At 52.3% G+C, this 20,833-nt stretch carries 21 protein-coding genes; 14 read left to right on the forward strand and 7 right to left on the reverse strand.

The genetic code is table 11. The features are described from left to right. Positions 1 to 253 precede the first annotated feature (253 nt). Genes yajC through secF form a run of 3 tightly spaced genes read left to right on the forward strand, consistent with a single transcriptional unit; the run spans position 254 to position 3,442 of the window. On the forward strand, positions 254 to 586 hold the full coding sequence (gene yajC / locus CODIS_RS00520; RefSeq protein ID WP_069120238.1) for a preprotein translocase subunit YajC: 333 nt from the start codon (positions 254 to 256) through the stop codon (positions 584 to 586). A 52-nt stretch (positions 587 to 638) separates the two neighbouring features. Beyond that, positions 639 to 2,492, forward strand: coding sequence for a protein translocase subunit SecD (gene secD / locus CODIS_RS00525; protein ID WP_069120243.1), 1,854 nt, complete (start codon positions 639 to 641; stop codon positions 2,490 to 2,492). A gap of 11 nt (positions 2,493 to 2,503) precedes the next feature. Further along, a complete protein-coding gene (secF, locus tag CODIS_RS00530; protein WP_069120246.1) occupies positions 2,504 to 3,442 on the forward strand; it encodes a protein translocase subunit SecF in 939 nt (312 codons plus the stop codon). Positions 3,443 to 3,465: 23 nt separating this feature from the next. Here secF and CODIS_RS00535 read toward each other — a convergent pair whose 3' ends face one another. Together CODIS_RS00535 and CODIS_RS00540 are read right to left on the reverse strand one after the other, a co-directional pair. Beyond that, on the reverse strand, positions 3,466 to 3,660 hold the full coding sequence (locus tag CODIS_RS00535; RefSeq protein ID WP_069120249.1) for a hypothetical protein: 195 nt from the start codon (positions 3,658 to 3,660) through the stop codon (positions 3,466 to 3,468). 310 nt (positions 3,661 to 3,970) lie between these two features. Continuing rightward, the gene (locus CODIS_RS00540) at positions 3,971 to 4,768 is read right to left on the reverse strand and encodes an inositol monophosphatase family protein (protein WP_069120259.1); all 798 of its coding nucleotides are present in this window, start codon (positions 4,766 to 4,768) and stop codon (positions 3,971 to 3,973) included. A 443-nt stretch (positions 4,769 to 5,211) separates the two neighbouring features. On the opposite strand from CODIS_RS00540, the gene CODIS_RS00545 reads away from it, so the two are divergent. The 10 genes from CODIS_RS00545 to iscX all read left to right on the forward strand — a co-directional run bounded on the left by CODIS_RS00545 (position 5,212) and on the right by iscX (position 12,562). Beyond that, positions 5,212 to 5,937: an RNA methyltransferase gene (locus CODIS_RS00545; RefSeq protein ID WP_069120264.1), complete on the forward strand. Its 726-nt coding sequence runs from the start codon at positions 5,212 to 5,214 to the stop codon at positions 5,935 to 5,937. A gap of 143 nt (positions 5,938 to 6,080) precedes the next feature. After that, entirely contained in the window at positions 6,081 to 6,905 is an 825-nt protein-coding gene (cysE, locus tag CODIS_RS00550) for a serine O-acetyltransferase (protein WP_069120268.1), read from the forward strand. A 75-nt stretch (positions 6,906 to 6,980) separates the two neighbouring features. After that, entirely contained in the window at positions 6,981 to 7,484 is a 504-nt protein-coding gene (gene iscR / locus CODIS_RS00555) for a Fe-S cluster assembly transcriptional regulator IscR (protein WP_069120271.1), read from the forward strand. Between the two features lie 24 nt (positions 7,485 to 7,508). After that, positions 7,509 to 8,723, forward strand: coding sequence for an IscS subfamily cysteine desulfurase (locus tag CODIS_RS00560; protein ID WP_162420064.1), 1,215 nt, complete (start codon positions 7,509 to 7,511; stop codon positions 8,721 to 8,723). A 33-nt stretch (positions 8,724 to 8,756) separates the two neighbouring features. Beyond that, on the forward strand, positions 8,757 to 9,140 hold the full coding sequence (iscU, locus tag CODIS_RS00565) for a Fe-S cluster assembly scaffold IscU (RefSeq protein ID WP_069120280.1): 384 nt from the start codon (positions 8,757 to 8,759) through the stop codon (positions 9,138 to 9,140). A gap of 35 nt (positions 9,141 to 9,175) precedes the next feature. Beyond that, positions 9,176 to 9,499 carry an iron-sulfur cluster assembly protein IscA gene (gene iscA / locus CODIS_RS00570; RefSeq protein WP_069120284.1) on the forward strand — a complete coding sequence of 108 codons (324 nt, stop codon included), beginning with the start codon at positions 9,176 to 9,178 and terminating at the stop codon, positions 9,497 to 9,499. A gap of 56 nt (positions 9,500 to 9,555) precedes the next feature. Next, entirely contained in the window at positions 9,556 to 10,104 is a 549-nt protein-coding gene (gene hscB, locus CODIS_RS00575; RefSeq protein WP_069120306.1) for a co-chaperone HscB, read from the forward strand. A gap of 23 nt (positions 10,105 to 10,127) precedes the next feature. Further along, entirely contained in the window at positions 10,128 to 11,999 is a 1,872-nt protein-coding gene (gene hscA, locus CODIS_RS00580; RefSeq protein WP_069120310.1) for a Fe-S protein assembly chaperone HscA, read from the forward strand. An 8-nt stretch (positions 12,000 to 12,007) separates the two neighbouring features. Next, positions 12,008 to 12,346 (forward strand): ISC system 2Fe-2S type ferredoxin, encoded by a 339-nt coding sequence (gene fdx, locus CODIS_RS00585; RefSeq protein WP_069120313.1) that lies wholly within the window; start codon positions 12,008 to 12,010, stop codon positions 12,344 to 12,346. Positions 12,347 to 12,367: 21 nt separating this feature from the next. Continuing rightward, entirely contained in the window at positions 12,368 to 12,562 is a 195-nt protein-coding gene (gene iscX, locus CODIS_RS00590) for a Fe-S cluster assembly protein IscX (protein ID WP_069120878.1), read from the forward strand. 102 nt (positions 12,563 to 12,664) lie between these two features. Here iscX and CODIS_RS00595 read toward each other — a convergent pair whose 3' ends face one another. Continuing rightward, complete coding sequence (locus tag CODIS_RS00595; protein WP_069120318.1) at positions 12,665 to 13,876, reverse strand: PEP-CTERM sorting domain-containing protein; 1,212 nt, start codon at positions 13,874 to 13,876, stop codon at positions 12,665 to 12,667. A 296-nt stretch (positions 13,877 to 14,172) separates the two neighbouring features. Continuing rightward, positions 14,173 to 14,961: a toll/interleukin-1 receptor domain-containing protein gene (locus CODIS_RS00600; RefSeq protein WP_069120322.1), complete on the reverse strand. Its 789-nt coding sequence runs from the start codon at positions 14,959 to 14,961 to the stop codon at positions 14,173 to 14,175. Between the two features lie 484 nt (positions 14,962 to 15,445). Here CODIS_RS00600 and CODIS_RS00605 point away from each other — a divergent pair, with 484 nt between their 5' ends. Continuing rightward, complete coding sequence (locus CODIS_RS00605; RefSeq protein WP_083220454.1) at positions 15,446 to 17,527, forward strand: EAL domain-containing protein; 2,082 nt, start codon at positions 15,446 to 15,448, stop codon at positions 17,525 to 17,527. A gap of 72 nt (positions 17,528 to 17,599) precedes the next feature. Here the strand turns inward: CODIS_RS00605 and CODIS_RS00610 are convergent, their stop codons facing one another. The 3 genes from CODIS_RS00610 to pdsR all read right to left on the reverse strand — a co-directional run bounded on the left by CODIS_RS00610 (position 17,600) and on the right by pdsR (position 20,825). Beyond that, a complete protein-coding gene (locus tag CODIS_RS00610; RefSeq protein ID WP_069120325.1) occupies positions 17,600 to 17,842 on the reverse strand; it encodes a DUF6868 family protein in 243 nt (80 codons plus the stop codon). A gap of 132 nt (positions 17,843 to 17,974) precedes the next feature. Next, positions 17,975 to 20,044, reverse strand: a complete 2,070-nt coding sequence (locus CODIS_RS00615; RefSeq protein ID WP_083220455.1) for an ATP-binding protein — start codon at positions 20,042 to 20,044, stop codon at positions 17,975 to 17,977. A gap of 88 nt (positions 20,045 to 20,132) precedes the next feature. Continuing rightward, positions 20,133 to 20,825: a proteobacterial dedicated sortase system response regulator gene (pdsR, locus tag CODIS_RS00620; protein WP_069120884.1), complete on the reverse strand. Its 693-nt coding sequence runs from the start codon at positions 20,823 to 20,825 to the stop codon at positions 20,133 to 20,135. Positions 20,826 to 20,833 lie beyond the last annotated feature (8 nt).

Here is a 20,833-nt window from a genome sequence, read left to right on the forward strand (position 1 = left end):
CCATGCAATCCAGCCGTGACAGTTGGAACCCTACCCCACCATAAAGCGCTGATTTTGTTTGCTAACCAGGTGACTTGCAATGCCTGGCAGCAGCTTTGCTGCACCAGTACGCAGTTGATAAGATGGAATTATTCCAATACATCACTTAAGCCTGCTTATTTTCGCCTTCTGTGTCATAATCGGCCGCTGATTTTATCAGCGGGCATGATCTGCCTGACGGATACTGTTTGGCCCGAATGAGAGGTTAGTTGAAATGAATTTTTTTATATCTGATGCCTTGGCGGAGGCGCCGGCCGCTACCGAACAGGCAAGTGCAATTACCGGGCTGCTGCCCCTGGTTATTTTTGGCGCGGTACTCTACTTTCTGATGATTCGTCCCCAAGTGAAGCGCCAGAAGGAGCATAAGAAAATGGTTGAGGCCCTGGCCAAGGGGGATGAAATCGTCACTACCGGTGGCATGGCGGGGAAGATTACCGATCTTGGCGAGAACTTTCTCTTGCTGGAGGTATCTGATGGAACCGCGGTGAAAATCCGCCGACAGGCCGTTGACTCGGTGTTACCGAAAGGTTCCCTGAAAGAACTCTAGTCGATACTGAGTCAAACCGCTTCTCACTTAGTTTTAACATTTTGAAAGTACGATGAACCAATACCCACTTTGGAAAAACCTAATGGTTTTGCTCGTGGTCCTGCTGGGCGGATTGTTCGCCTTGCCGAACCTGTTCGACCAGGACCCTTCAATGGAAATCTCCGCACAGCGTGATGCCGTTATTGATCAGACGACCGAATCACGGGTGCAGCAGGCGCTGGACAAAGTGGGTATCACGGCCAAGGGCATGGCGCAGAAAAACGGCAAGCTGCTGGTACGATTCTTGAGCTCTGAAGATCAACTCAAGGCGATGGACCAGATAGCCGCTGAACTTGGCGAGAACTATACCCCGGCTTTAACACTCTCTCCTGATCTGCCCGACTGGTTGGTCGGCTTGGGGGCTGAGCCGATGTATCTCGGACTCGACCTCAGAGGCGGCATCCATGTCCTTATCGATGTGGATATGGAGGCAGCGATCGAGCAGGCGGCGGAACGCTACAGCAGCGATATAAGAACCTTGCTGCGGGAGAACAAGCTGCGATATATCCGTATCAGCCGTGAGAATGAACAGGTTGTCGTTAAATTCAATAATCCGGAGAAACGCGATCAGGCATCGGACCTGATCGGTAATGAGTTTCGATCCCTGAATCTCGAAAGTGTTGATGAGGGGGATGCATTTCTGGTTCTTGTCTCACTCTCTCCGGTGGAGAGGCAGGAGGTGCAGAAGTTCGCCCTGCAGCAAAACATCACCACATTGCGTAATCGAGTCAATGCGCTGGGTATCGCTGAACCTTTGATACAGCAACAGGGAATCCGGCGGATTGTGGTCCAACTGCCCGGTGCGCAGGATCCGGCAAAGCTGAAAGAGATCCTGGGAGCTACCGCGACCCTTGAATATCGATTGGCTGACACCGAGCATAGTGTGGAGGATGCGGTGAATGGACGTATCCCACCGGGTTCCAACCTTTATCACGAGCGGGATGGTCAACCGGTATTGTTGAAAAAACGGGTGATCGTCACCGGTAACCAGATTGTCGATGCTTCATCGGGTCTGGATCAACAGACGGGCCAACCCGCGGTCTTCGTCAGCCTGGACGGTGTGGGCGCCAAGCGCATGCGGCGCATGACCAATGAGAACGTGGGCAAACCGATGGCAGTGGTTTTCATCGAGAACCGCACAACCACCCGGATAGTGGATGGTGAACCGGTGAAGGTGAAGAAACGGGTCGAGGAGGTGATCTCCATCGCCACCATCAGGGAACCCTTCGGCAGACGTTTTCAGACCACTGGGCTCGATACCACGGAAGAGGCCAGAGACCTGGCATTGTTGCTTCGGGCAGGTGCCCTGGCGGCACCTATCGAGATCGTTGAAGAGCGGACAATCGGCCCCAGCCTGGGACAGGACAGCATCGACCAGGGTTTTAAATCGGTGATGATCGGGCTGGCTCTGGTTATGGTATTCATGGCAATCTACTATCGTATTTTCGGTCTGGTAGCCGATATGGCGCTGGTCATGAATCTTGTGCTGATTGTGGCGATTCTCTCCATGCTGCAGGCGACCCTGACCCTGCCTGGCATCGCCGGCATCGTGCTCACCGTGGGCATGGCGGTGGATGCGAATGTGTTGATCTTCCAAAGAATCCGTGAGGAGATTGCCAACGGCAACTCGCCCCAGACGAGTATCCAGGCCGGCTATGAGAAGGCATTCTCCACCATCATTGATGCCAATATCACCACCCTTATCGCGGCCGTGGTGCTGTTCAGTTTTGGCACCGGACCGATCAAGGGTTTCGCGGTCACGCTGGCAATCGGCATCTGTACCTCTATGTTTACCGCTATCATCGGTACACGTGCGGTGATCAATCTGATCTATGGCCGTAAGCGTGTAAAAGCGCTGGCGATATAAGGAATCTTGTTATGCAGATCTTAAACAAAGAGGCCCGTTACGACTTGATGGGCAAGCGCAATCTTGCACTGGTACTGTCGGGTATACTGCTATTGATCTCACTGGGCGCTATCATCGTCCGCGGACTCAACCTGGGGATTGATTTCACCGGCGGTACTCTTGTGGAAGTCGGATACCCACAGGCGGTAGAGCTACCGGTTGTGCGCGAGGCGCTGTCCAAGGATGGCTTTGGTGATGCGGTGATTCAACACTTCGGTACCTCCAAGGATGTGTTGGTCAGATTGGCGCCCCGGGAAGATATTGAGAGTGCGGTACTCAGCGATCGCGCCTTTACTGCCATGCAGTCGATCGATCCGAATGTCGACCTGCGCAGGGTTGAATTCGTCGGCCCTCAGGTGGGTGATGAACTGACCGAGGATGGTGGCCTGGCGATGCTGTATGCCCTGATCGGCATCTTGATCTATGTGGGATTGCGATTCGAGTATCGTTTTGCCGTTGGATCAGTGATCGCCCTGGTGCATGATGTACTGATCACAATCGGTTTCTTTGCCTTGTTCCAGGTGGAGTTCGATCTTCCGGTTCTGGCTGCCGTATTAGCGGTTATTGGTTATTCACTCAATGATACCATCGTCGTATTTGATCGCATTCGGGAGAACTTCAGAAAGATCCGCAAGGGCGAGGCAGTGAGTATCATCAATACATCTGTCAACCAAACCCTTTCCCGAACCCTGATAACTTCAGGTACCACCCTGCTTGTTTTGGCCGCACTGTTCCTGTTTGGTGGTGAGATCATCCATGGATTCGCCCTGGCGTTGATCGTGGGTGTGGTGATCGGCACGTACTCTTCAATCTATGTTGCAAGTAGTTCAGTGCTTTTCATGGGTGTAAGCCGTGCGGATCTGATGCCGGTGAAGAAAGAGGATGAGGGCGCTCAGGAAGAGGTGCCATGAGTGATGGCCTCCGTTTCAGGAGGCTATCTCTTTTTCGATCGTAGTACGCTCTCAATACTGTCCGAGGATAATCCATGGTCATCCATGGAGGCCATTGCAGGCGCCGTATCCGCTTGCATTTCAAGTGAAAACTCCCGCATACCGTGTAATACGTCACGCATGATCATTTCCAGTGCATGGTCACTCAGTTTTTTTCTCTTTCTTAGGTCTTTTTCCATGTTCGCCGTTCCATACGAATAGCGTTACTACGCAATTATCAGTTCTTGCAGAGGCACTGTTTTTCAGTGCATTCACACCAGCTAACGGTTACGTTTGGCTAATCTTGAGGGGCTTTCAGGTGGTTTGATTGAATCTGTGAACCGGATTCTTGAGGATGGGAATTAACAGGCTGATGCAAATCTACACTTGCGGTTTAAAGGAACGATTAAACCGGTACCAACAGGCACTGGGGCGATGAAACCGGACTCAATTAACGGATTTACGCTGTGTGGATACCGCTGTTTTTTTTGCCCGATTTGCAATCGCCATTCAAGCGGTCAGCTTGCTGTCGAGATGAGGCAGGATGCATTTCAGCATGGCATTGTGGACCTTGATGTTTCCGGCGATGACATTACCGGTTTCAAGATAGCGTTCGCCACCACCGATGTCAGTCACCAGTCCCCCCGCTTCTCTGACCAGGAGCGCCCCTGCGGCAAAGTCCCATTCACGCAGACCGAGTTCCCAGAAACCGTCCATCCGGCCGGCAGCCACATAGGCGAAGTCGAGTGCGGCAGAGCCTGGACGACGCACACCCGCGCTATCCTTGATCAGAGCCTTCAGCATACCCATATAGTTGTCTGTGAATCTGAAGTCCCGATAGGGCAGACCGGTACCCAGCAGGGCGCCATTGAGCCCTTTTCGGCCGGAGACCCGGATCTTTTTGTCATTCAGCAACGCGCCCTCACCACGGCAAGCGGTATACATCTCTTCACTGACCGGGTCGTAGACGACACCGACCTCCAGGCGACCTTTGATCTTGAGGGCGATGGATACCGCGAATTGGGGGAAACCATGCAAAAAGTTGGTCGTGCCATCCAGTGGATCGATGATCCAGATGTAGTCGTCAGCCCCCTGCTTGCCGCTCTCTTCCGCCAGAATGGCGTGATGTGGATATTTCTCACGCAGCAGATTGATAATCACAGCTTCTGCATTCCGGTCGACTTCGCTGACGAAGTCGTTACTACCTTTATCGCTGATCGTCAGGCGATCGATCCGGTTGAAGTTACGGGTGATAATACGTCCGGCCTCGCGGGCGGCGCGTACGGCAATGGTGAGCATCGGATTCATGGGCCGCGAGGATACAGCAAGTGGCGAGGAGGTTAAACTATTTCATACTTGATTTCGCCGGCATTTCTGAAGAATTCAGGAGAACCCTAAAAAACTATCGTCTAAGGACTTTGGCTCTTCACCAGTTCGAGTGGATTGATTGACTAACCAAGCAATTAACAAAGAACCATTGATTAGGCCGCAAATGAACGCCAAACATCGCAAATACTTTGACAATGTACATGGATAGCGCACTAGCCGTATCTTATTCATCTACCGATGTAGTCAATCTCTTCAGGTTTGTAAAAAACACACAGCGTAATGGTAGTAAGTCGTTGTTCGACTTTATCTTTAATAGTGTACAATTTTGCGTCTATTGGCAGTGATTGGCGTCTATTTGCGGCCGGTTTTATCGCAGTTTATTTCCCACTTGATTGGGGAAGTACCAGGATTTTTATTCGTCTATGTTGAAAAACATTCGCATCGTGTTGGTGGATACAAGCCATCCCGGCAATATCGGGGCGGCTGCCCGCGCCATGAAGAACATGTCGCTGCGGCAACTCCACCTGGTAACACCCCAGCACTATCCTCATCAGGAAGCGACGTCCCGTGCCTCGGGGGCCGATGATCTGTTGAATAACGCCCGCGTAGCGGGATCCCTCGATGAAGCATTGACCGGATGCCGTCTTGTGGTGGGTACCAGCGCCCGTACCCGAAGCATCGACTGGCCTATCGTGACCCCCAGGGAGGCGGCCGCCAAGCTGGTACAGGAGGCCAGGTCGGGGGATGTCGCCCTGGTATTTGGGCGAGAGCGATCGGGTCTGACCAATAGTGAACTTGACCGTTGCACATTTCTTGTCCATATCCCGACCAATGAGGACTACAGCTCACTCAATCTGGGTGCGGCGGTTCAGATTCTGGCCTATGAGATCTACCTTGCCCAGCAACAGGATCCGACCGTCAAGTCCGATTCTCAGAGGGATTTGGCGACCGCTGACATGCTGCAGGGCTTTCACGAGCATCTGGCCCAGGCGCTTGACGATATCGGTTTTACCGACCCGCGCCAGTCGCAGAAGCTGCTACGTCGGCTACGGAGCCTTTTTCAACGGGCCAGGCCGGATAAGGATGAAATCAATATCATGCGAGGGATCCTCAGTGCCATGCAGGGACGGAAGTCGATGCGGCGCTGACATATGTGACTGATTCCGGCACCCATCATGGGTCCATAAAAAAATACCCTAGTATTTTGTGCGGGATTGTGGATAATCTCCTACCCTCATGCCACCATTAAGGATGTGGCACCGGATTTTTTCACGCAAGCGTAGGTAGGCAGTTGGAAACAGGTGAACATAAAGTCTCTCGTTGGAAAGAGGATATCCAGAGCGTTTTCGATCGGGATCCTGCAGCACGTAATACCTTCGAGATTATCACTACCTACCCAGGTGTGCATGCGATCGTCTTTCACCGCCTCGCCCATGCCCTATGGGGTATTGGCTTGAAGTGGATTGCCCGGGTGATCTCCAATATCGCCAGGCTGTTCACCGGCATAGAGATACATCCGGGAGCGGTTATCGGCAGGCGATTTTTTATCGATCACGGTATGGGAGTGGTCATCGGAGAGACCGCCATAATTGGTGATGATTGCACCCTCTATCACGGCGTCACATTGGGCGGCACCAGTTGGGAAAAGGGAAAACGTCACCCTACCTTGGAAAACAACGTGGTTGTTGGTGCGGGGGCGAAGGTTCTCGGGCCGATCGTTGTTGGTGAAGGCGTTAGAATCGGCTCCAACTCGGTGGTTGTGAAGGATGTACCTGCCGGTTCAACTGTGGTGGGTGTTCCGGGAAAGCTGATCACCGCCAGAAAGCCGGAGCAGGAAGGCCATCGGGAGAAGATTGCCAAAAAGATAGGTTTCGACGCCTATGGGGCGACCAAGGATGCCGCGGATCCCGTAGCGCACGCCATCAACTGCATGCTTGACCATATCCATGTCATGGACAAGAAAATGGAGTCGATGTGTGAAGCCATGAAACGGCTTGGCGTGGATGAAGAGGAGACCAATCTGCCCGCATTGGATTCCTGCGAGATTGTCTCGACAGCTGAGGAGTTGCAAAAACTTGATGAAGAGGTTCCTGAGAAAGAGAAAACCACCGAATAAACCGGGTGGGATAATCTTGACTAATTTGCTTGGGAATGTATATTAGCGATTGGAAATATTCACGGAGCTCATGAAGTGAAGCTTACCACAAAAGGTCGATACGCAGTGACAGCCATGCTGGATCTATCCCTCCACTACGGGGAGGGCCCCATAACGCTTGCCGACATCGCTCAGCGCCAAGGCATATCCCTCTCATATCTGGAGCAGTTGTTTTCTCGTTTGCGCAAAAAATCGCTGGTTGCCAGTGTGCGTGGCCCCGGCGGCGGCTATAGCCTGGGCAGGGGCGCGGATGAGATTTTTGTGGGTGAGGTAATCTCTGCAGTGGATGAGAATATCGATACAACCCGCTGTAACGGAGCGCATAATTGCCAAAACAATGAGCGCTGCCTTACGCATGATCTGTGGTCGGATCTCAGTAATCAGATCTACGGTTATCTCAACAAAATCAGTCTGCAGGATCTGATGGACCGCCAGGCCGTGCGGGAAGTGGCGGACCGTCAGGATCACCCCAATCAGGAGCAACCGGGGTTGGATGTCTCATCATTAGTGGATGGATCAGGTGACTTGGCTGGCGCCTGATGACGAACGATGTCGGAGTTTGAGATGAAGTTACCCATCTACATGGACTATTCGGCCACAACACCGGTGGATCCCCGGGTTGCAGATATCATGTGCAGCTATCTTACCCCGGATGGCAATTTCGGTAATGCCGCATCCCGGTCCCATGCCTTTGGCTGGACTGCCGACGAAGCTATTACCTCGGCGCGGCGTCAGGTGGCGGACCTGGTGAATGCCGATCCCAAGGAGATTGTCTGGACATCTGGGGCAACCGAATCCGACAACCTGGCGATAAAGGGGGTGGCGGATTTCTACGCCAAAAAGGGACGCCATATCGTCACCTGCAAGACCGAGCACAAGGCAGTACTGGATACTTGTCGACAGCTCGAACGTCACGATTATGAGGTGACCTACCTCGATCCCGAACCCAACGGTCTGATAGACCTGGCCAAACTGGAAGCCGCACTGCGTGATGACACCATTCTCGTCTCGATTATGCATGCCAACAATGAGATCGGCGTGATTCAGGACATCGAGTCGATCGGTGAGATGACCCGTGATCGCAAGATGCTATTTCATGTGGATGCCGCGCAGAGTGCCGGTAAGGTGCCGATCGATCTGCAGCGACAGAAGGTGGACCTGATGTCATTCTCGGCACATAAGCTATATGGACCGAAAGGTATTGGTGCCCTCTATGTCAGACGCAAGCCGAGGGTGCGCCTGGAGGCCCAGATGCATGGCGGCGGCCATGAGCGCGGTATGCGTTCCGGCACCCTTGCGACTCACCAGATTGTCGGCATAGGCGAAGCCTTCAGGCTCGCAGGTGAAGAGATGGCGAATGAGAACGAAAGGATCCTGGGCCTGCGCAATCGACTCTGGGCCGGTATCAGCGATATTGAAGAGGTCTATCTGAATGGTGATGAAGACCAGCGGTTGGCCGGAAACCTGAATGTCAGCTTCGCATTCGTTGAGGGCGAGTCCCTGATCATGGCGCTCAAGGACCTTGCTGTTTCATCGGGTTCGGCCTGCACCTCGGCAAGCCTGGAGCCGAGTTATGTGTTACGGGCTTTGGGCCGGGAGGATGAATTGGCGCACAGTTCCATTCGCTTTACCCTTGGTCGTTTTTCAACCGTGGAAGAGGTGGATTACGCCATCAAGAAAATTCAAACAGAAGTGGAGCGGCTGCGTGAACTGTCGCCCCTATGGGAGATGTTCAAGGACGGCGTCGATCTGAAATCAATTCAATGGGCAGCGCACTAGTGCGCGCTCAACGTCATTCAGAGGTTGTAGATCATGGCATACAGTGAAAAGGTTCTTGATCATTACGAAAACCCGCGTAATGTGGGCAGCTTTGATAAAGATGACACCAGTGTGGGAACCGGAATGGTGGGGGCGCCAGCATGCGGTGACGTGATGCGGCTGCAGATAAAGGTCAACGATGACGGGGTCATCGAGGATGCCCGCTTTAAAACCTATGGTTGTGGTTCCGCGATCGCTTCCAGTAGCCTGCTGACTGAATGGGTTAAGGGAAAAACCCTGGAGCAGGCGCAGGAGATAAAGAATGCCGATATTGCAGAAGAGTTGGCGCTACCGCCAGTCAAGGTGCATTGTTCTGTATTGGCGGAGGATGCTATAAAAGCGGCGATCAAAGACTTTTCCGATAAAAAGGAGAAGTAAACGGTATGGTGCGGCAATCTCGATGAGTAGCAGACATGAGCATTACGATTACAGAAGCGGCAGCCGATAGAGTTCAGGCGTATCTCGCCAGTCGTGGTAGAGGATTGGGGATACGGTTGAGCGTGCGTACCTCAGGCTGTTCCGGCATGGCTTATGAGATGGAGTTTGTAGATGAGCTTCAGGAGGATGACCAGGTATTTGAAGACCGGGGAGTCCAGGTGGTGATCGATCCCAAGAGTCTTGTCTATCTGGATGGCACTGAAGTCGACTATGCCCGCGAAGGTCTCAATGAAGGCTTTAAATTCAATAATCCAAACGCGAAAAGCGAGTGTGGATGTGGCGAGAGTTTCAACGTCTAAGAATGGGTTGAAAAAGGGTATGAAACGGCTGCCTTAAGGCAGCCGTTTTTTTCGATATGCTGGATTTTTCGAAAAACTACTTTGATCTTTTTGGCTTGCCGATTAGCTATATTGTTGATGGCAACTCGCTATCCGAGCGCTATCGCGAGTTACAAAGGGTGATTCATCCTGATCGTTTTGCCAATGCAACCGAACAGGAGCGGAGACTGTCGGTACAGAGTGCAGCACTCATCAATGAGGCATTTGAGACACTTAAAGACCCAATTGCACGCGGTAGTTATCTGTTGTTGTTGCATGGTATTGAGATGGATACCCTGAATGAATCAACCCAGGATATGGCCTTTCTCATGCAGCAGATGGAATTGAGGGAAGAGCTGGAGGAGATTCGGGGACAAGCCGATCCCTACCAGGCAATCATGGACCTGCGTGGCCGGATCAATAAGCAGATCAATAGTTTGGTGGCTCAGTTGGCCGTCTATTTTGAAACGCCGACGGAAGAGCAGTTGCAAGCCGCCCGCGAGATTTTGCGAAAAATGCGCTTTTTGCAGAAGTTGCACACCGAAGCAGAGAGCGTTGAAGCTGATATGGAAGATGAGTTGAATTGACTTATCGGATGGAAGAGAGATAGATGGCACTGCTGCAGATTTCAGAACCGGGCCAGGCGCAGGCACCTCATCAACACCGTCTGGCTGTGGGTATCGACCTGGGTACCACCAATTCCCTGGTGGCGACTGTACGCAGCGGCACGGCCGATACCCTGCCCGACGAAGAGGGGCGTCATCTGTTGCCATCCGTAGTGAGGTATCAACAGGGCTCAGTACAGGTGGGCCATGAAGCGAAACAGACCGAAACGGATGACCCATTGAATACGATCTCATCGGCGAAGCGGCTAATCGGGCGCGGGATCGATGATATCAAAACCCTGGGGAGCCGGCTTCCCTATCGCTTTGTACAGGAGCACACCAGCGTACCGCGTATCGAGACGATGGCGGGAGAGGTCAGCCCTGTTGAGGTCTCGGCAGAAATACTCAAAGTACTGGCAAAACGGGCTGTGTCGACACTGGGTGGTGAGTTGAGCGGCGTTGTGATCACTGTGCCTGCTTACTTCGATGAAGCCCAGCGACAGGCCACGAAGGATGCCGCAAAATTGGCGGGAGTACACGTATTGCGCCTGTTGAACGAACCGACAGCGGCCGCCGTGGCTTACGGTCTGGACAAAGGTGCCGAGGGCGTGCATGCCATCTATGATCTGGGTGGCGGCACATTTGATATCTCAATCCTGAGACTCAATAAGGGCGTCTTCGAAGTCATGGCCACGGGCGGGGATTCGGCGCTTGGCGGCGATGATTTCGATCGTGTGGTGGCTGAGTGGATCATGCAACAGGCCGGGATTGGACATGATGCCGATCATGCACAGATGAAACGCCTCATGCTGGCAGGTTGCACAGCCAAAGAGAGACTGACAGAAGCCGAAGAGACCCTCGTGAGTGTTGAGTTGGATGGGGGCGACAAGTGGCAGGGAAGACTGCAGCGGTCGAAGTTCAATGAACTGATCGATCCATTGGTCAAAAAGACCCTGATTGCCTGCCGCAGGGCGATGCGGGATGCCGGGATCAGCGCGGATGAGGTACAAGAGGTGGTCATGGTTGGTGGATCGACTCGAGTGCCGAGAGTACGCGAGAAGGTGGGCGAACTGTTCGCGACACAACCGCTGGTGGAGATCGATCCCGATCGGGTGGTAGCTGTTGGTGCCGCTATCCAGGCCGATATTCTCGCCGGCAACAAGCCGGATAGTGAGATGTTGCTGTTGGATGTCATTCCACTCTCCCTCGGAATAGAAACCATGGGCGGTTTGAGTGAAAAGCTGATCAGCCGCAATACCACCATACCGGTGGCGAGAGCGCAGGAGTTCACCACCTTTAAAGACGGCCAGACCGCAATGGCGATCCATGTCGTGCAGGGGGAACGGGAGCTGGTCACTGATTGTCGCTCACTGGCGCGCTTTGAACTGCGTGGAATACCATCCATGGTGGCTGGTGCTGCACGGATTCGGGTGACCTTTGCGGTTGATGCGGATGGCCTGTTGAATGTCAGCGCAGTGGAACAGAGCAGCGGGGTCCAGTCCAGCATCGAGGTCAAGCCTTCCTATGGATTGACCGACAATGAGATCGAATCGATGTTGCGGGACTCCATTGAACATGCCGGCGAGGATAAACAGCTGCGCAGCCTGCGCGAGCAGCAGGTGGAAGCGGATAGGGTGATTGAGGCGCTGGAGGCGGCTTTGACCGAGGATGGCGATCGTTTACTCGATTCTGATGAACGTCAGCAGGTGGAGCAAGCACTTGGTGCATTGAAATCGGTTGCCCGGGCCGATGATCAAAAGGTGATTAAAGGGGCCATTGAGCAGCTCGAAAGTGTCTGTGGATTCTATGTTGAACGACGGATGAATCAGAGTATTAAACAGGCCATGTCAGGGCACAAGGTGGATGAATTCGAATAGGCGGCGGTATGACACGTATTATATTTTTACCACATGAAGAGATCTGCCCTGAAGGCATGGTTATCGAAGCGGAGCCCGGTACCACAATTTGTGATGCAGCCCTACAGAACGGTATAGAGATCGAGCATGCCTGTGAGAAATCCTGTGCCTGCACCACTTGCCACGTCATCATTCGCGAGGGCTTCGAATCCCTTGAAGAAGCGGAAGAGACAGAGGAAGATATGCTCGATAAGGCATGGGGGTTGGAACCGGAATCACGTCTCAGTTGTCAGGCGGTGGTTGGTGATGAGGATCTGGTGATCGAAATCCCAAAATACACCATCAATATGGTAGCAGAGCATCATTGAGGAGAGGAGGCGGCAATGGGTTTGAAGTGGACCGAAAGTCTGGATATCGCCATAGCGCTGGATGAGAAGCACCCCGATGTTGATCCGCGTTTTCTCAATTTCGTCGATTTACGAGACTGGGTCGTTGTCCTCGACGAATTTGATGACGATCCCCACCATTCCGGAGAAAGGGTCCTGGAAGCGATACAGGCTGCCTGGATAGAGGAACGGGAGTGAAGGTATCGAACCGCCTATCATTATCGATTCACCTTTCTCATCGCTACACACGTTCAACATCCAGGCTGTTCTTGACTAAATTTGTCATCGACACCCGATAGATTACATCGGAGCGCCGCCAGCCTTTTTTCGCTTGGCACCCCAAATACCCGCCAATCCGATCGCCAACAGCATAAGGCTCCCGGGTTCGGGAACCCTGACGTTCTGATGATTAAAGATATTCAAATTACCTAGCGGTGCAAATTCGTTGTACGCCAGGGATACGGGTGCCTCAATCCAGTTGCCATCCAAGAGGTAACCGGTCAGTAAATTGTCGGTTAGTTGAAGATCCCAACCGTGAATATCGACAGTCGCGTTATTGAATATGCCAAATCCATTACCGATGTTGTTATAACCGAACAAGCCACCGGTTATGCCCCAATGACCAATGCCGGAGAGATGCAATAACCAGCCGTCATCCAGAACGCCGGCGCCGGCATCGAAGTATCCACCGGAGATGGTTGAACTGTGAAAGCCAATGCTGTTTATGGCATCGCCGCCGTAGAGACCCCCGCTACCACCCTGAAATATGCCACCTGAGATAGCCAGGTCTGTGCCATCTTGTGATTGAATCGCATTTCCCCCACTGGCGCCGTTGCCGCCGCTGATCATGCCCCCTGAAATCGTGCCGGAGATTGTGCCGAAGGTAGTGATCCCGTGACCTCCCTGACTGCCGCAGTCACCTCCCCGCACAATCCCGTCAGACATGTCCAAGCCGATGGTTTCAATCCAGCCGTCGATTCCGTTGCCGCCGGTTTGTCCGCCCATACCACCGATCACTTCGCCGCCGTGAATGGAGGCGAGTTGTGCGCCGGAAGAGGTGTTGTCGATGGCATGACCGCCTTGGGTACCGTTGTCGGCACCTTCGAGCCTGGCATTGCCGTTTACCTCTACTCTCCTTGAGCCCGACACCGCCCCCCGGCCATGCCCGCTGAACTTTTCACCTTGGCCAACAATCTGTGCAGTGTCGTTGACGATGACGGCATCCTCATCACTGCCCCAAGCCTGATAGTCGATCCCGCCTGATACCGTGGCATCCCCGGATAATGTGATCGTCGAAGCGGCCCCGATGCCGATAAAGATTGCGGGCTGGTCGGCGGGCGTATGAATGGAACCGCCATGGATGATGTCAAGATCAGAGCCATTCTCCAAGCGTACATCTTCGAAGATTGGGCTGCTGATTTGGTGGGTACTGCCGTCGTTGAAAATTAGTGTCGCATGAGAGTGTGTTGTTATAGCGCCAAGAAGGGCTACAGCCATCCATTTAAGTTGCATCAATACTGCTCCTTATCGGTTGTCGGACTCAAATCCGCTGTTTTAATTCGATGTACTATTCATTTTTATAATCACTTAATTCATACAATAAATATGCCATATTTCAGTAATAACTAGGTATCAGTGGCTTATAAAAGCCGATGAAAATAATTGGTCTTTTGAATGTAAAATAACCCGACATATCGGGTTCCATTTTTTGTGAAGTGGTGAGTTGACTGCAATTCAAACATCAGCTAACCATGGCCCACGCATCGAAACGACCGGGCTTACCCTGCGAAGCCCGTTGAAGGTTGGAATCATTGAATGTTGAGATAGTCAAGCAGTCTATCCCAGCCGACTAGCAAACGGGTTTCTAAGCGATCGAGTTGTTCCAATACCGCGGCATCACCGAATAAACGGAAACCTATATAGACCATGGCGATGACGAAAACCGTAATGGCCAGTTTTCTCAGGAATCCGCCAATTGCCATGACAGGTCCCAGCCACCACCTATGAGCAGTACGCCTTGATGGAGCCTGGGGTGTTCTCTGTTGTCTGACTTCCTCCAGAACCCGGTGACCAAGTTCACGCAACACCTGCGCAGGTGAATCGGCCTGCCTATGGGGTGAGGACACTGAACCGGTCAGTTCGGGTACTTCCCTTTGCAGCAACTGCACCAGATTTTCGATATCCTCATCCCAGCGCCGGTCGCTCATTTCAAAGGCCTGGATTTTCGATAGTTGAGAGATATCCGCTGGCAGTTCCGTCGCGGTGCTCATCTTGGCACCCCCGACCAAGATCGGGATGATGCGTTTACCTTGTTCAAATGCCGCCTTGATCTCTGCCCGTACCCAATCGGTCGGCTCAAACAGCCGCGATCTGGCACCGTTGTGGGATGTGGTCTGCCAGTTTCTGCCGATCACCACCAGCAACACATCACAGGCTGCAATTGCACGGTTCAGGATTAAGCTGAAATCGTGGCCGACCGGGATCTCCACATCGCGAAATACCAGGTTGGAGCCCAATATCTCGGTCAGGTCGTCAGCCAGCCGGCCGGCAAACCCCTGGCTGTCGTCCCGTCGATAACTGATAAAAATGCCTGCCATGTCATTAAGCCGTTGAGCGTAGCGAACCGAGTCGATATGACACAGAGTAACGCTAGCGAAGGTCTATATCCACAGATCATTAAATAGCACTAAAACAGACACCTAGCACCAGATAACCCATGGTTTCATATTCGATCCCGTCTGGCCAGATCGGTTGGATGCGCAGAGTTGCCGGATATCCCACTGTGACTGAGTGGACCTATTCTGCTCACGCTAAAGGCATTGTCCTTTATCAGCCAATCGGCGTGAACAGGGCAAGGGCGGGTATTTACTGTGTTTTAGGATTCCCTCAAACTTGAAGAAATCGACCAGGCCGGTGTCTTCTATGGCCGGATATGCTGCCATACGTGTGTTTTACAAAGCGCATGCCGTAGTGGTTGGAAATCGGATGCCTCATCTTAAGTTTTTATGAATATCTGCCGATAAAGTCTGTGTTTATCCCGGGTCATGTTATCGAAATAACCCAAGGTGGATTAGGAAGTCCATGAATCAATTGATCCCTCTCGTCCAAAGCGATGAATCTAGGTTGCGGATTCAGTTATGGGTGGCCTTTTTCGGCTGGACACTGCTGGTACTGTTTCTGCTCTTATGGGCGATGAGCAATGAGTATGCCGAGATGTTGGAGCTGGCTCGCCGGGAGGCGATCGACAACTTCAACAAGGACCAGGCCTTTCGTGTCTGGGCAACCACCCATGGAGGGGTCTACGTGCCGGTGACTGAGCGTACGCAACCCAGCCCACTCCTGAGACATATCCCTGAGCGTGATCTGGTAACCCCCTCCGGCCGCCAGCTGACGCTACTGAATCCCGCTTATATGCTGCGCCAGATGATGGAGGATTATGCCGAACTCTATGGGGTCAAAGGGAGAATCACCAGCACCAAGACCCTCAATCCGGAAAACGCGCCGGACGAGTGGGAGCGGGCGGCCCTGGAATCTTTCGAGCGCGGAGAGAAGGAACAGTTCGAGCTCACCGATATCAACGGCGAGCCCTACCTGCGTTTGATACGTCCTATGGAGACAAAGGCGGGCTGTCTCAAATGCCACCATAATCAGGGGTATCAGGTGGGGGATATACGAGGTGGAGTGGGCATATCCGTACCAATGAAACACTACTTTTCCTCGGCTGCCGAACAGAAGCGGGAGATCAAGGCAGGTCTGGGTCTGATCTGGTTTGCGGGGGTCAGTGCCATCTGGTTCTACGGCAGGCGCAGTCGCCAGCGGTTCCGGGAGCGCAAGGACTATGAGGATCAGATCTGGCAGCAGGCTAATTTTGATTCGCTAACCGGCCTCTCAAACCGGAATCTCTTCCTGGACAGGCTGGGTCGGGCTCTGGCCTTTGCCCGGCGGCAACACTCCATACTTGCACTGCTCTTTATCGATCTTGATCGTTTCAAGTATGTCAACGACGCCCTGGGACATGCTACAGGCGACCAACTGCTGCAGGAGGCGGCGCGGCGGCTGCGGCTGTGCGTCAGAGAGATGGATACGGTATCCAGACTGGGTGGTGACGAGTTTACGGTTATCTTACCCATTATCAGTGAGGGGCAGGCTGTTGCCAGGGTGGCTACCTCCATACTGACCGAGTTGTCACGGCCGTTCGACCTTGGTGGTCAGGAGACCCATGTTTCCGCCAGTATCGGTATTACGCTCTATCCTCAAGATGGCAGTGACACAGGCATGCTGTTGCAGAATGCGGACACCGCCATGTATCAGGCCAAGGCAGAGGGACGCAATACCTACCGTTTCTTCACCTGGGAGATGAATAAAGTGGCGGAGGGGCGTGTCTCACTGGGTGCAGCCCTGCGTAACGCTCTACGCGGGAATGAGTTTCAACTCCACTACCAACCCATTGTGGATATCGCTGATGGTCAAATTGTGGGCGCTGAGGCCTTGATCCGATGGGGATCGCCCGAACAGGGTCGTGTGGGGCCTGATCAATTTATACCGGTAGCTGAAGAGAGCGGTCTGATTGTGCCCATTGGCGATTGGGTACTGCAGCAGGCGGCGTTGGATCTAAAGCTTTGGGACCGGGCAGGATTGAAGATGGAATTGCTCTCGGTCAATGTTTCCACTGTCCAATTCCAGTTTGAAGGTTTCCTGGAAAAAATGCTTGATCTGATGAAGCACCAGCCGCATCTCTCATCCAGGCTCTTCCTTGAGATTACCGAGAGTGTCTTTCTGGACGAACACCGGGAACCCGGCACACGTTTGGGTGTTTTACGTAAGCAAGGCATCGGCATCTCCATTGACGATTTCGGTACCGGTTACTCGTCACTGAGTTACCTCAAACGGTTTCCCGTGGACAAGATCAAGATCGACAAATCATTCATACGCGATGTAACAACCGACCCCGAAGACGCAGCGCTCTGTGAGGCAATTATCGCCATGGCCCACCACCTTGGCCTCAAGGTAGTGGCGGAAGGTGTGGAGACCAAGGCGCAATGGCGGTTTCTACACGAGAGTGGCTGTGACTATGCCCAGGGTTACTACATCGGACGGCCGATGGCAGCGGCCACATTCACCGATTTTCTGGTTAAACACACCGATGTACCGGCGACAGGCTGAATGAACTTACTCGTTTCTCAAAGCGTATTTGGTAACCCTGGTATCTCTGTTCACTGTGCTCGACGGCAATGATCAACCGATGATCAGCAGTGCAAGGAATGGTATCAGGTTAAAGAAAATAAAGAAGAGCTTAAAAATACCCAGGAAAAGATAGATCAGTTGATCAAAATTCGCTCTGGAGATTGCAATCCAGCGACTCTGCGTTTTGTAACCCAGCTCAGGTGCGAAAAGAATAAACAGTGTCCACAGAATCAGCAGACCGCCATTGATGAGTGTGCACCACATAAAGAAATCTGTGATCAGCTGGATATTCATAATATTAACTCCCGTTGCTTCCTATAGGGCATGACAGGATGATAGACATACCGGAGTTTACAGTACTTTTGACATCTGTTCAGTGCATGCGTTCTTGATGTCAGTTACGCCATCTCGACTGCAATCGGGGCACTAAATTGTATATGGAAGGGTGATTGCAAAACAGACGCCGTCAGTTTCGTTGTTCATCCATGCATCTCCTTGGTGAAACTCGGCTATCAAGCGCACTAGATAAAGCCCTATACCGAGATGGATCTGGTTGTCGTTGCCTATTCTTTTCGATTCCATATTGTGAAATAGTTTGGGTATGTCACTTTCGGCTAGCTGTGGACCTCGGTTCCTGATCTTAATGTCGAGCGCTTTGCTGTTCATGTCGTCCAGTATGATCTGTATGGCTGTATTCGGTTGGTGGAAGTCGATAGCATTGCTGATCAGTTTATCCACTGCCTGACTGATCAGGTCTGGAGATATTTGGATCCAAATGGGATAGGCCGGTATATGGCACTCAAAATCAATATGCTGGTAGGTAATAGCGTAACCGTCACACAGGGATTTACAAAAAGCAGTGATATCGACTTTTTCTTTTTCACTGTTCTGTAGTGATTGTTCTAGCCGAGTGGCCTCGCGTATGCGTGTGAGAATTAGATTGAGTCTTCGTGTACCATCAAGCGCTCGTTCGATATAGGGTGATTTCTGGAAAGAGTCACTATCATGTTGAAGGTTCTCCAAAGAGCCCTGAACCATAGTCAATGGGGTGCGGATTTCATGGGTAAGTCTTGCTGCCATGGACTCAAGATAGCCTGTATATGCGACAGAACGTCTTAGAACTGCACTGAAACTCCGATCAAGTTCACCCAGTTCATCCTTGTCTTTGCCTGACTGGACCTCTTCTATGATCCGGCCATCCGGACTGACAGCCTGGTTGTATTTATGGCTGAGTCGGGTAATACGGCGAGTCAGGGAGGAGGCGAATAGGAGCAGTGTTCCTCCTGTGATGATGAACAGTATCAGGCTTATGAGAAATAGTCGCTCGAGCGCACTCTGTTGTAACAGCAGTATCATTTGAGTGCTTTGTTCAACAACCACTGTGCCAATAGTATTTTGACCAATTTCAATCGGATGCGCAGCAGAGAGGATCATTGATTTCGAACCGGTGATGCTATAGCGATAGATCGCACCTTCACCTGAGAGTGATCGACGAATCTCCGGGCCATCCAGTTTTCCCATACCCTCCCTGGCGTCTATCCCTGTCTCTTCAGCAGAGGGCGAGAGTAATGAAATCAGCCGACTTAACAGGATGTGGTTCGGTTTGATAGACGTTTGAATCGATCCATACCGTCCAATAACCTGACGCTTTCTGTTAAGAATCGTATAACGGTGATTTTTCTCTTCCAGACCAGATAGAAGCCTGTCTACCCGAATGGTAGGCATGACCAGCCGGGAGAGATTTTGGTTGCTGTTCCAACCTGAAGTGGAGGCAATCCCAACGGGTTTTGCCTGGGGTATATCGATGTCGACGACTGCCAGGGAGAGATGTCCGTCAGTCATTGAACGGGGTATCTGCAGTTCAACCCGGTAACCATGGGCAGTTTCCTGCCATTCACCCCTAATGGCTGTCTGCTGGCGGTTGTTTTCGTATTCAACCACGTTGACCCAGCCTGGAGCCGGGGTGCCAAGGCGGTATTTTCTGCTCTTTCCTGAGGGACCCGGGAGCGCGAGTATCAGGTGATCACCGACACTCAGGATCCGCTCCGACTGAGGATAGATCAGGGTCTGATCCCTGACCTCTATCATCAGATAAATATTTTCGCCTTGAAATCCTGCAAGCCACTCAAAACTGACTGCATCAGGGGTTGTCGCACTGGCCCTGAACTGGCGGGATTGAGATTTCAGGCTAAGCCAATCTTCATCATAGCCATCAAGGTCTGGGGAGTTGGCGAGCGGATGAACATAGAGGGAATTATTGTGCGTTACATTTTCTGAGGTCGTGCCAGCCAGCCAGTTGTTGCTGTTTGCTGCAAGCATGTTGGCTACAATCTCAGCCCTGTTAAGTAGTAAGGCCTCTTGTGCCTGGCGAAGCGAAGCCTCCATCTCAGATAAATAGTGGTAACCTGCCCAAGGAATCAGAATCAGACTGAATGATACAAGCAGAAGTTTGAATCGTAGTGTTTGGGTGAAAGGCAGATTCATCTTTTGAGGCATCTGTAAACCATACTGGTGTCACGGTGAAGCGATTGCTTATTCTCGTTGCGTTCGACTGATCGATGTCGACGCCGGCTCTGCGGTGGCGCTATTGTATCCAGCGGTAGCCGGCACCATAGACCGATTCAATAAGGATGAAATCACTGTCCACCAGCTGGAATTTTCGTCGAATACGCTTGATATGGGTCGTGATACTGGCACTATCCACATAGATATGGGCTTCCTCCATCAATTGATCCCGGCTTCGAACATGGCCGGGATGACGGACCAGGGCATGCAGCATCCAGAATTCGGTGACTGTGAGGTTGACCGGGTTCTGTTTCCAGTGTGCTGTGAGCCGGTCACGATCAAGTTGCAGGTCACCCCGAATCAGCTGAGAATCACTTGGCTGTTCTTGTTGCATGGCATCGATACGGCGGAACAGTGCGCCTATCCGAGCAATCAGATGGGGAAGACTGATATCTTTAGTGAGATAGTCGTCAGCGCCGAGTCTGAAGCCTGAAACACTGTCTAAATCGCTGTCGCGTGCAGTCAGGAAGATGATTGGCAGAGTATTGGACCGGTTGCGCAGTTCGCGACATAGCTCGAATCCTCCATCAATGTCATCCGCCAGCCCGATATCGAGGATGACAAGGTCCGGCAAGCGTTTGTTGAACGCTGCCAGAGCCTCCTGACGCGTGGCATAACCAGTTGCCGAATAACCCTGCCGGCTTAGGTAGTCAATATAGTTTTCCCTTATAACCTGTTCATCCTCAATGACGGCTATCTGCTTTCTAACCACGTTGATCA

The sequence above is a fragment of the Candidatus Thiodiazotropha endolucinida genome (assembly GCF_001715975.1).
GTDB classification, from domain to species: Bacteria; Pseudomonadota; Gammaproteobacteria; order Chromatiales; family Chromatiaceae; genus Thiodiazotropha; species Thiodiazotropha endolucinida.